Origin of the sequence: Poseidonibacter ostreae (assembly GCF_009208075.1) — a bacterium.
In the GTDB taxonomy this organism is placed as follows: domain Bacteria; phylum Campylobacterota; class Campylobacteria; order Campylobacterales; family Arcobacteraceae; genus Poseidonibacter; species Poseidonibacter ostreae.
Genome location: NZ_WFKJ01000062.1, coordinates 1 through 11,382, shown reverse-complemented (window position 1 = coordinate 11,382; position 11,382 = coordinate 1). Strand labels below are relative to the sequence as shown.

12 protein-coding genes are annotated in these 11,382 nt (G+C 24.0%); 3 read left to right on the top strand and 9 right to left on the bottom strand.

Annotation, left to right across the window (positions count from 1 at the left end; all coding sequences use genetic code 11):
• The coding region (locus tag GBG18_RS13995; protein WP_226898711.1) for a hypothetical protein at positions 1-332 on the top strand (332 nt) is incomplete at its 5' end.
• A gap of 29 nt (positions 333-361) precedes the next feature.
• Here the strand turns inward: GBG18_RS13995 and GBG18_RS13990 are convergent.
• Positions 362-1,099 (bottom strand): hypothetical protein, encoded by a 738-nt coding sequence (locus GBG18_RS13990; RefSeq protein WP_152192054.1) that lies wholly within the window; start codon positions 1,097-1,099, stop codon positions 362-364.
• Positions 1,100-1,102: 3 nt separating this feature from the next.
• On the bottom strand, positions 1,103-1,639 hold the full coding sequence (locus GBG18_RS13985) for a hypothetical protein (RefSeq protein ID WP_152192052.1): 537 nt from the start codon (positions 1,637-1,639) through the stop codon (positions 1,103-1,105).
• Positions 1,640-1,788: 149 nt separating this feature from the next.
• Between GBG18_RS13985 and GBG18_RS13980 the strand changes: the two genes are divergently transcribed.
• Together GBG18_RS13980 and GBG18_RS13975 are read left to right on the top strand one after the other, a co-directional pair.
• Entirely contained in the window at positions 1,789-2,286 is a 498-nt protein-coding gene (locus GBG18_RS13980; RefSeq protein ID WP_152192050.1) for a DsrE family protein, read from the top strand.
• Positions 2,287-2,370: 84 nt separating this feature from the next.
• Positions 2,371-2,763: a winged helix-turn-helix transcriptional regulator gene (locus GBG18_RS13975; RefSeq protein WP_152192048.1), complete on the top strand. Its 393-nt coding sequence runs from the start codon at positions 2,371-2,373 to the stop codon at positions 2,761-2,763.
• Position 2,764: 1 nt separating this feature from the next.
• Here the strand turns inward: GBG18_RS13975 and GBG18_RS13970 are convergent, their stop codons facing one another.
• The 7 genes from GBG18_RS13970 to GBG18_RS13945 form a co-directional block, all read right to left on the bottom strand.
• Positions 2,765-3,634, bottom strand: a complete 870-nt coding sequence (locus GBG18_RS13970; RefSeq protein ID WP_152192046.1) for an AraC family transcriptional regulator — start codon at positions 3,632-3,634, stop codon at positions 2,765-2,767.
• A 13-nt stretch (positions 3,635-3,647) separates the two neighbouring features.
• Positions 3,648-5,912: a cache domain-containing protein gene (locus GBG18_RS13965; RefSeq protein WP_193311162.1), complete on the bottom strand. Its 2,265-nt coding sequence runs from the start codon at positions 5,910-5,912 to the stop codon at positions 3,648-3,650.
• Positions 5,913-5,922: 10 nt separating this feature from the next.
• Positions 5,923-8,349, bottom strand: a complete 2,427-nt coding sequence (locus tag GBG18_RS13960; protein ID WP_152192042.1) for a PAS domain S-box protein — start codon at positions 8,347-8,349, stop codon at positions 5,923-5,925.
• A gap of 115 nt (positions 8,350-8,464) precedes the next feature.
• On the bottom strand, positions 8,465-9,589 hold the full coding sequence (locus GBG18_RS13955; RefSeq protein WP_152192040.1) for a GGDEF domain-containing protein: 1,125 nt from the start codon (positions 9,587-9,589) through the stop codon (positions 8,465-8,467).
• A 327-nt stretch (positions 9,590-9,916) separates the two neighbouring features.
• The gene (locus GBG18_RS15390; protein WP_193311161.1) at positions 9,917-10,054 is read right to left on the bottom strand and encodes a hypothetical protein; all 138 of its coding nucleotides are present in this window, start codon (positions 10,052-10,054) and stop codon (positions 9,917-9,919) included.
• Positions 10,055-10,163: 109 nt separating this feature from the next.
• Positions 10,164-10,766, bottom strand: a complete 603-nt coding sequence (locus tag GBG18_RS13950) for an EAL domain-containing protein (protein WP_152192038.1) — start codon at positions 10,764-10,766, stop codon at positions 10,164-10,166.
• On the bottom strand, positions 10,744-11,241 hold the full coding sequence (locus tag GBG18_RS13945; protein ID WP_152192036.1) for an EAL domain-containing protein: 498 nt from the start codon (positions 11,239-11,241) through the stop codon (positions 10,744-10,746). Before GBG18_RS13945 ends, GBG18_RS13950 begins: the two co-directional genes overlap by 23 nt.
• Positions 11,242-11,382 lie beyond the last annotated feature (141 nt).

Sequence of the window (11,382 nt, the reverse complement as noted above, 5' to 3'; positions counted from 1 at the left end):
GGTATAAAATGGAAATGATTTTAAATGAAAATGATTTAGTTGTTGGTGCGCAATTTGAAAATGGAACAATACAAGATTATATTGATGAGAGAAAAACTTATGGCTTAGTTAGAATTGAAGAAGATACTGCTAATTGGTTCTTATTTAATAAGCAAGAAAGTGATGATGAGTTACAAGAATTATATAAAAAGATTTTAAAAGAAGAGCACTTTATTCAAGATGATTTTGGTGAAGAAATTGTTGTTTTTAATAAACAAGGAAGCAGAAACTTTGATGAGTTTATAAAAAAAATAGATGCTTATTTAAATGATGAAATGGGAAGTATTTTTTAAATTCCCATTTTATCAAAAATATTTAGATATTAATCAATAAATAGCTTCTTATAAACAATATCAAAGTTTTGAATACTACTTAAATTAAACTCTAACTCTTTTTCTTTTGTCCAATATAAAAATCTATTTCTTAATTTACTTGTAGTAATTGGAAAACTAACTATATAAGCTCTTGCTAAAATATTATTTGTCGAAGTATCAATAAATTTATATTCAAATTCATTATAAAAATCAGGATATAAACTCTTCTTTTTGTTTTTTCTAATTGAATACTTTGCTTTTTGGTTTAAATCTTCCAAAAAAGAATTATCATATTTATATACATTTAGAAAAATTCTTTTGTCATTATAAAAATATTTGTTATATCTATATCTTACTGTTGAAATATCAATAAATTTACTTATATAAGATTCATGTAGTTTTATTATTTCATTTTCTTCACTTTTTGATAAAGATGATTTTGTTAAAGGAAAATTATAAACTCGAACAGTTGATAAGCTATCAATCTTTCCATCTTCATTTTTTACAGGATATGAAACAATAGTTTTATTTGCTACTATTATTTCATAATAGCTTTTTATAGCATACTTAAATATCAAGTCAGAATACATTAGACTTAAAAAACCTAGAAGTGCAATTAAAAAAACTATTATACTTTTTGATAATCTGTAAATTAGAAAACTAATAAAAAAACAAAAAGAAATATAAGATAAGTTCGCTGGTATAAATAAAAAACTTTCAGGAATAACTAACTCAAAAGGAGGCATTTACTAACCTAATAAATATGGTAAATCACGCTTTAAACTCTCTAATAAATCTTCATTTAAAAAAAGTTTTGAGTAGCATTTATCATCATTTTTATAACAATGAGCACAAACATACCTATTTCTTTTTATAAGCTCTACAGCCTCTTCTAAATCTACTTGTAATGACTCATTTTGAGTGTAATATAAATACATTTCATTTAATTCATCTTCTAATTCAGTATCTTTTAAAAATACAACTGACTCTTCCATAAACTCAATAACATTCTCGCCACTTGTTTTAATATTTAAAAATGCATTTTTTATATCAGAAAATCTCATATCAAATTTAGCACCAACTAAAAGCATCTCTTTTAAGTTATTTAAATCATTTTCTTGAAAATAATATTGTAATAATAAGTTTAAATAATGCTCTTTAACATCACTATCAAAATCTTCAATATAATCAAATACTTCATTTGCATCTTCTATTTTTTTATTTTCTATTAACTCTTTATGTAATACACCAATTTCGGCAATTACTTCATGTAATCTATCGCTCATATAATACCTTATTAAAATTTTTATATTATATCAAAAAATTATTTTTACTTTGATTCTATACTAATATTACTTTTTTAAAATATAAGAAAAACAAAAGTAAATATTATAATTTTTTATTATATAATTAACAAAATTCAAAGGACTAAGAAATGAAATCAATCGCTAAAATATTGTTTTTTATAACTACAATAGTTTTATTTAACACTAGCATAAGTGCACAAGAGATAAATGACAAAGCATCACTAAATGGTATCAAAGAAGCTAAAGGAGTATTTTTAATAGACTTTACAGATGTTAAAACAACTGCCTTTTATCTAAAAATTATAGAAGGAACACACGCAGGTTTTATAAAACAAGATGTTAATCCAGATTTAGTTTTAGTATTTATTGGAAAAACAGTAAAATATTTAAGTACACAACAAGATGAAGCTTTTGAGATGGAAAATGAAGAAGACTTAAACTCTATTCAAAACTCTATTAAAAACTTAGCCAAATTAGGTGTTAAACTTGAAGTATGTGCAGTTGCTACAAAAGTTTTCAATATTGATAATAAAACTATTCCAAAAGAAATGAGTATTGTAGCAGATGGTTTTATTTCATTGATTGGCTGGCAAACACAAGGATATAAATTAGTACCAATTTTTTAACTTATATTTCTCTTGCAGTAATTTAAGTAAGTAACAGAAGTTAATCCATTTTTAGTTATACTATATATTCTAAAGGAATTTTAAATGTATATAATAAATGATAAAGAGTATGAGTGTTCTGTAGCAGTAACACTTGATATATTCAATGATAAATGGAAACTATCAATAATCTGGAATCTTTTAGCTGAGCCTAAGAGATTCAAAGATTTACATAAAAGTATTTCACAAATAACTCAAAAAACTTTAACTATTAAACTAAAAGAGTTAGAAGAAAAAAATATTATAAATAGAGAAGTTTTTGCACAAGTTCCTCCTAAAGTAGTATATTCACTTACTCCTGCAGGAGAAAGATTAAGAGATGTATTCAAAGATATGTTTGAATGGGGAGTTTCTTATGTAAAAGAGCATGGAGAAATAAGTCAAGATCATGTTACATGTGAAGCTACAATTTCTAAAAAAATTGGAGTAAGAAAATAATTTAAACAACTCTAATTGGTACATAAAATTCTAGTTTAAAAGTATCATTCTCTTCTAAATAGTGATTTTTATGATATATGGCAAAAGCTGGTAAAGTTTTTGCTTCATAGCCACTTTTTGGCATCCAATAGTGATAAATATATGTCATTAGCTTTGCAATATCTCCATAAACACCTTTATATTCAAATACTGCACATAAAGATTCTAATACTTCAAATTTACTAATTGAATTTGTTGGTATAAAATCTTTTTCTACTTCAATAGCTGCTATGTAATTACACTCTTTTTTATCTGTAATTATGGGATTATCATGATAAATACCAATTTGGATATTTTTAAGTATATTATTTTCATAGGCAAAACCTAATAGTCTTTCCCAAATTTGAGATAATTGAGCCTTACCATATCCTTTTTGTCTAATATAAACACAAGTTTTTTTAGGAACTACTTTTATACTTACTTTAATATTTTCAAACTCTTTATAAAAATCATCTTTTAGATTTAAAGACTCCTTAGAAAAATTTTTATAAGAACCTTTTCTCCATTGCGAGGGAGTATAAATAAAACGTTTTTTAAAAGCTTTTATAAAAGAAGTATGAGAGGAGTATCCACATAATTGGCTTATTTCACTAATTGTTGAGTAAGTATTTGTAAGAAGTAAAGAAGCAGCTTTTTGTAATCTAATTGCTGTAATTCTTTCAAATAAATTTTCACCAACTTCTTCTTTAAATATTCTAAGAAAATGGTATTTGCTAATGCTATTTAACTTTGCCAGCTCATCTAAAGTGATATTTGTATCAATATACTTATATATATAGTTAAGAGATTTATTTACAATATCAGCACGAATATGCTTAGTATCTTTTTTCATTACAAACTACAACTTAGCTAAAATTTAATTTGATACTAAACTTTGCACCATAGTATTCATTATCTTCATAAGTATAAGCTTCATTTTCAACAAATATATCGCCATCTAAAAGTTTTGTAACAATATCTTTACTCATATATAAACCTATTCCTGTTCCTTTAGATTCATCTTTAGTTGTAAAATATGCATCAAATATTTTCTTTTTCATATCTAAAGGAACACCATTTGCATTATCTTTTATTTCTATAAATAAAGAGTTCTCTTTTTTATAAATAGTAATAAAAATAAGTTTTCTATAATCACATTTTAAAAGTTCATCTCTTGCATTATTTAGAATATTCATTAATACTTGGATTAACTCATTTTCTGAAGATCTTATATTTATATCTTCAATATCTTTTATAATCTCAATTTCTTGTGCTTTAAATTTTGCATCTAGGAGTTTTAATGTTTTTTCAATAGTAGAAGAGATATTAAACTCTTCTACTCTATTTTTATTTGGCTTAAAAAAGTTCTTAAAGTCATCAATCGTTTGGGCTAAATATTGTGCTGAGTTATTTATAGTTTCAACATCAGATATAAGTTGATCATCGCTTAAAGAATTCATCTCTTTTTGTAATTTTATGCCTGTTGATGCAGTTGATATTGTAGATAAAGGTTGTTTCCATTGATGTGCAATATTTGAAAGCATTTCACCCATTGTTGCTAGTTTACTTTGTTGATAAAGAATTTTGTCTTTATTTTGAGCTTCTATTTCTTTTTGTTTTACTTCCGTTATATCTTGAATTGTACCCAAAATAGTGTTGTCATTAATTATTTCTCCTCTACATTCAACCCAAATAGTTTTTCCATCAATTGGCCTTTTTATTCTATATGTGCAGTGATGCTCTTTTTTTGTTTCGATACATTTTTCAATAGAAGATTCAAAACAAGACCAATCAGCATCATACATAAGTGTTTTCAAAAATTTAGGTCCATGCTCTTGTTTACAGTTTTTAATACCAAAAATATCTACTATTTTATTAGACCAATATGCTTTTCTAGTTTGAATGTCTAATTCCCACTCTCCTAATCTTGCTATTTCTTGAGCTTTTAAAAGTACTCTATTCTTATGTTTTAAATTATCCTGATATCCAGTAAATTTACTTTTTATGTAATTAGAAACATAATATGAAATAACTAAAAGAATAATTGTTAAACAAATAGATACAATAAGAAATATATTTAAATGTTCTTTATAGCTTTTTTCTAATACTTTTTGTTTTTCTTTAATTAAAGAGTTAACATTATCTAAATTAAAACCAGTTCCAACTACCCAATTTAACTCTTCAATCTTTGTTACATAAGAAATTTTTATATAATCTTTTTCATCATCGCTTTTCATTTTATACTCTATAAATTTTCTTTTTTCATTTGAACTTATAAAGTCTTTATATTTAATTTTTGCATCCATAACTCTATTTGAGTTAAAAATATTAATATCGCTAAATTTTTTATTTTTATTGATTAATATGTTTCCATTATAATCTAGAACAAAAACATATTCATTATATTTATATTTAATTACACTTAAATGCTCTAATATCTTTTTATTAACTTTTTTTTGAAAGTCATCTAAATATTCACCTGTACCTATAAACCAATTATATGGTTCAAACTTCTTTATAAACCCTAATTTTTCATACTCTTTATTTTCATCATTTGGCTTATGAAAAAAGTATGTTTGAAAGCCTTCTTTACTTTTACTTTTTGCAATATTAATGGAATCTTGAACTATTAATCTTCCATTTGTATCTTTTGCATCATAAAAATTTGTGCCTTCTCTTTGTGGTTTGGTAGGATGAAATATATTCACACCATTTAAATCATAAATAAAGAAATAACCTTTTTCTTCATCTAAAGAAACACTTTTTAAAGTTAATTTTATTAGTTTTATTATTTCTTCTTTTGTTTTCTCTTCTTTATACTCATTGTATAAAGAAGTCATAATACTATGAATAGAATTAACTTGTTTTTTTAGTTTTGTTTCTAGTTTTTCTTGAGAGTCTTTTAATTCATATTTTATAAACTCAACTACTGTGTTATCAATACTTGTTTTTATATTTGTTTTATTTAATTGAATAAACTCATTTTTTGTATTTTCTTTTTCATTTTTAAGATTTTGTGAATGAATAGTTGAGATATATGTAATTACTAATAAGAATAGTAAGATAATAAATACTAAGGGAACATATCTAATTAATTGTAAAAGTAGTAGTTCTTTTTCTCTTTCTTTCATCCCTAGGCCTTTAGTAACTATCATCTTCAATAATAGGAATAGTAATTATAAATTCTACACCATTATAACTTTTATTTTTATATTTTAATTTTATATTATGAACTGATATTTTTCCATGTATTTGTTTTGTAATAATTTGATTTGTCATATATAAACCAATTCCTGTACCTACTGATTCATGTTTTGTGGTAAAATATGGCTCGAAAATTTTCTCTATAAGCTCTTCTTTTATTCCACCACCATTATCTTTAACTCTAAGAACAATTACCTTTTTATCTTTTTTAATACTAATGTTAAAATATCTATCATAGCTTTTTTCACATAATGCATCTTTAGAATTATTAAATAGATTTAAAAGTGCTTGAATCAAGATATTTTCATTGTAAGAGTGTTCTATATCTTCAATATCTTCAGTGTATTCAATAAAATTACTATTAAAACTATCAATAGTTAGCTCCCTAACTCTTTTTATAGTATTTTTTAAATTTGTTTTTTCAACTGTATTTAGATTATCTTTAAAAAAACTTCTAAAATCATCAATTGTAGTAGATAGATGTTGAGTATGTTTATTTATTTTTTCAAGGCTAGTTGACATACTTTTTCTATCTAAACTATCATCAAGATCCAAATTTAATTTTAATCCAGTAGCAACCGTTGATATTACACTAAGAGGTTGTCTCCATTGATGCGCAATATTTCCAATCATTTCTCCAACTGCTGAAGTTCGTGATTGTTGATAAATCATTCTTTGTTGTAAAATATGTTCTGTAATATCTGTAATATAGGCTAAAAAATGTTTTATTTCCCCATCACTATCAGGTAAACTTACAGTATGGTCTAAAACCCATTTTTCAACACCATCTTTTGTTACTATTCTATAAGGGTCATTTTTAATATAATCTGAGGTATTTCCTTTTTCATCAATATAAGATAAAGATATCTTTTTTAAATCTTCTTTATTAATTAAAGAAATATAATTTATATCACCACTTATAAACTCTTCACTTTTATATCCAGTTAATTTATAAATACTTTCAGATACATATTCAATACTTTTTTTATCATCATTCTTCCATTTAAAAAGAACTGCACCACCTTTATCAAATAAGGAAAGTAAACTTTTTTGATATTGTGTAAGTTCTTCTAATACATTTTTATCAGTAATATCTTCTGAAATAGACCTATAACCTATTTTTTTATTATTAAGATACAAAGGTTCTATATATACATTAAAATATTTACTTTTTTTATCTTTTGTATAGTTTTGTATTTTACCAATCCAAGTTTTATCAGAAGTTATTGTATTCCATATATCTTCAATTAATTCGCTTGAAGTATTTGGATGCCTCATAATTTTATGAGTAGAATCAATTAAGTCTTGTTTTTTGAAACCTAAGGCATTACAATAAGCTTCATTCGCATCTGTAATTGTCCCTTTTAAATCTGTTGATAAAATTAAGACATATTTATCAACCATTTTATGCTGCTCAAAAACTTCTTTATTTGCTAAAGTTAGTTTTTTATTAATTTTATGAATTGATCTATTTTTATAAAGAACTAAAAGTAAAATAAGTATAAAAAACACTATTAAATAGAATATTTCTGTATAATCAATTCTTTCTTCAACTTTTATTTCAACCCATCTTTTTACAATCGTACGTAACTGTTCTTCACTAATTTCATCTAAAGATTTTTGCATTATAGAGTTTAATAAAGGTTCATCATTTCTAGAAGCAATACTTAATTTAGCTTCAATATCTAATTTACCAGCAATTTTTAAATCAACCATTCCATGTTTTTGAATGTTATATCCAATTGCTGCCATAATATCTACATAAGCAAATAATTTACCCTCTTGAACTTTTTCAAGTCCATCTTCAGCATTTTGTACAGAAATAATTTGAATTTGTGGATTTTGTTTTCTTAAAACATCAATAATTGCATAATTTTTAACAATACCAACTTTTTTATTACCAATACTTTGACTATCTTTTATAAATAATTGATTTATTTTTGTTGCAATTACAAAAGGCTCAGAAGTATATGCCCGAGTAAAGTTCATACTTGTTCTACGGTTTGGAATATCCATAGCAACAGGTAAAATATCACATTTTCTATCTTTTATATTCTGAAGAGATTCAGCCCATTCCTTAGTGGGTATAAGAGTAATTGACGTATTGATTTTTTTTGAAATTAACTTCATAATATCATTACCAATTCCTTTATGATTACCATCTTTATCTATTTGTTCAAAAGGTAACCAGTTTGGCAAAACGCACATTTTTATTTCTTTTTTTTCTTCTAGATACTCTTTTTCTTCAGCAGATAAAGGAATAAGTATATCTTTTACCTGTGTACTCTGAGAAATAATAGTTTTATTTGATGCTACAGCATCTAAAAAAACTAAAATAATGAAAAATATAAACTTAAACTTCATAAAAACCCTATTTTTAATTATAAATTTATTATATGATAATTTTGTTTTAAATAACTTTGTATTTAAATATATAAAGTGAATATGATAAAATAATAATTATTATAAATATAATTTACTATTCTATTACTATTTTATTCCGTCCAGATTGTTTTGCAATATATAATCTATCATCAGCAATTTTTAGAATAGAATCAATACTATCTTCTTGAGAGGGTATTAAAGAAATTAATCCTCCTGAAATTGATAGATAATCTGAAATATCACTATTAATATTTGGAATTTTTAAATCACGTATACTTTTTTGTAAAATACTTATTAAAGAGATTGCACAATTAGTGTCTTCATTAGTAAGTAAAAGAATAAACTCTTCTCCACCAATTCTAAAAACAAAATCATTAGGTCTTTTACAAACTTTTTTCAAACAAGTAGCAATATTTTTTAAAACAACATCTCCAAAAGCATGTCCATAGGTGTCATTTATTCTTTTAAAATAATCTATATCAATTATTATTAAACTAATTATTGTTTTATTTCTTTTAGACTTTTTTAGTTCTCTATCAAAAATTTCATCAAAATATCTTCTATTATACAAGTTTGTTAATTGATCAGTAATTGATAGTTTTTCAAGTTTTTTATTTGTTTCTAACAATTCATTTTCAGCTATGATTCTAGCTTTTCTTTCTCTTATTAAACTAATTGCTTTTAGCGATAAATTATCATACATTGCTAAAATAGTATCAATTAAATTATCTGTAGAATTACTTCTAAAATCAGAAGCATCACTTATTGCTTCATCTATATGCTTACCTTGATTTAAAGAGTTTAAAATAAGTGCAAGTCTTTTATCTTCATCAACTATATGAAAAGCTAACCATCTAATTAAAAAAAGAAGGATTTCTTCTGTCATTTGAGTAAATGTTTTATCTTTATGATGTTCTTTTAGTTTTATAATTTCTGGTAAAAAAGAATCGTGACTTTTTTTATGTAATAATACTAGTTCATTTCCACTTAAATATTTTTCCCAAATTTTTTCTTCATTCTTAAAATGAAACTCTGCATACAAAGCCAATTCATTAAAAGTATCTTCTACTTCAAACTCTTTATCTTGTGTTAGATCGTTAGCTAATTTATTTATTAAGTTAACAATTATTTTATGTTCATCATCAATTTGTGAAATACCTGTCATTAAATTTTCATTCCAAGGAAAAATCTCAAACTCTTCTGTAACAATCTTATTCATTTGTTCAAATTCCTCTTAGCAAATTTAATTAATAAGTACTTTAACTTATATTAGATTTTATTATAACTCTTTTATATTTATTTTAGATTCAATTTAAATAAATTATTATATGTTACTTTAATTAAGAACACTTGTCTTATATTAAGATATACTAAGGTTATATTAAAAAAAGGAGATCTTATGGCAAAAGGTAAAGACGTTCAAAAATCTGTTAAAACAGCATCAACTAAATCATTAAAAGAAAAAAGAGCAGAAAAGAAAGCAAAAAAAGCAGGGAAATAGATTTTATAATTAAATCATGGTGTCATAAGTGACACCATGATTTATTTAATCTTCAGTGGCAGTTTCAGAACTGCTAGATTCTTCACTATTTTTAGCTAGTTTCTTTTTTCTTTTTTCTTCTTTTTTCTTCTCTTTTTCTATCTCACGAGCACGTTTTTCATAATTGTAGTTTATTTTAGCCATTTTAAGTCCTATTGTTTATATTTTTATAAATTGATTTTTAATCAAAGTTTCTAGATAATCAATTCAGTATAACAAACTTCTAAAACATTTAAGGTTAAGTATTTAGAATCTACTTAAACCTCTTTGGTATTTTTCTAATTGGCTCAGAAGATGGTCTTGCAAAATAATATCCTTGCACATAATCAACACCTATACTTTTAATGATCTCCAGCTCTTCTTTAGTTTCAACACCCTCAGCTAATACTTCAATACCATGCTCTTTAGCTATATTTGATAAAGCTTTAAAAACAGATTGTTTTAAATGATTCTTTTCAATTCCATCTATTATATTTCTATCTATTTTTATAATATCTGGTTTTAATTCAATTAGCATATTTAAACTAGAATATCCCTCACCCACATCATCTAATGCAATTTTATAACCTTCTTTCCTATAATAGTTTAAAATTTTTTTAAGATGTTCTTGGTCTTTTACTAATTCAGTCTCAACTACTTCAAATATAATTTGAGAAGGGTCGAAATTAAGTTCTTTAGCCCATTTTTCTGTAGTAGCTAAACAAAATTCAGGATCATAAATAGCAGTTGGTATAAAATTTATAAATATTTTCTGACTTACTTTTTTTACAGCTGCAGTTTTTAGGGCAGTTTCTCTACATAATCTATCTAATCTAAAATCAAGATCATTTGCCTTAGATTTTTTTAAATAATACATCTGGATACATTAGTTTTCCATCAGCTCTTATCCCTCTAGTTAGAAGTTCATATGCATAGATTGTATTGTCCTTCATATTAATAATAGGTTGAAAATGTGATGTTAAGGCCTCATTATTTAAAATATCAAAAAATTCTTTATCTTCAATAATATTTATAAATCTTTGTAAAGGCTTTGCTAAAAACATTGATTGATAATTGAATTTAGAACCATCAAGATATTCAATAAATACTTTTATATCATTTCTTTCTAGTTCATTAAAAGATGAATTAAAAGTATTTATATTTTCATAGAAGAAAGCTTTTGTATTTTTTGCAGAAACTGTAATTAAACCTTGTTCAGAAGTAATATCAATATTTAGTTTATTAAATAGAATTGTACTTTTATCAATAAGCTCATCAAATTCACTTAAAATATATATTTTTGATTCTATTTCTTCTAATAAGATTATTTCACTACATTTATTACAGGGCATTTAAAATCCTTAACACTTGTTATACTTTTTTGGTATTATATCATATTTTTTAAAAATAATTTTTTAAAGTCCTATTAAATAGACAAAAGAAGCTATTATAAAATAATCATAATTTAATTTATATTTTTATAATATTAATAT

Excerpts from the sequence above, each read along its gene's own strand:
- GBG18_RS13990 (WP_152192054.1), bottom strand. The coding sequence starts at position 1,099 with ATGCCTCCTTTTGAGTTAGTTATTCCTGAAAGTTTTTTATTTATACCA.
- GBG18_RS13985 (WP_152192052.1), bottom strand. The coding sequence starts at position 1,639 with ATGAGCGATAGATTACATGAAGTAATTGCCGAAATTGGTGTATTACAT.
- GBG18_RS13980 (WP_152192050.1), top strand. The coding sequence starts at position 1,789 with ATGAAATCAATCGCTAAAATATTGTTTTTTATAACTACAATAGTTTTA.
- GBG18_RS13975 (WP_152192048.1), top strand. The coding sequence starts at position 2,371 with ATGTATATAATAAATGATAAAGAGTATGAGTGTTCTGTAGCAGTAACA.
- GBG18_RS13970 (WP_152192046.1), bottom strand. The coding sequence starts at position 3,634 with ATGAAAAAAGATACTAAGCATATTCGTGCTGATATTGTAAATAAATCT.
- GBG18_RS13965 (WP_193311162.1), bottom strand. The coding sequence starts at position 5,912 with ATGAAAGAAAGAGAAAAAGAACTACTACTTTTACAATTAATTAGATAT.
- GBG18_RS13960 (WP_152192042.1), bottom strand. The coding sequence starts at position 8,349 with ATGAAGTTTAAGTTTATATTTTTCATTATTTTAGTTTTTTTAGATGCT.
- GBG18_RS13955 (WP_152192040.1), bottom strand. The coding sequence starts at position 9,589 with ATGAATAAGATTGTTACAGAAGAGTTTGAGATTTTTCCTTGGAATGAA.
- GBG18_RS15390 (WP_193311161.1), bottom strand. The coding sequence starts at position 10,054 with ATGGCTAAAATAAACTACAATTATGAAAAACGTGCTCGTGAGATAGAA.
- GBG18_RS13950 (WP_152192038.1), bottom strand. The coding sequence starts at position 10,766 with ATGTATTATTTAAAAAAATCTAAGGCAAATGATCTTGATTTTAGATTA.
- GBG18_RS13945 (WP_152192036.1), bottom strand. The coding sequence starts at position 11,241 with ATGCCCTGTAATAAATGTAGTGAAATAATCTTATTAGAAGAAATAGAA.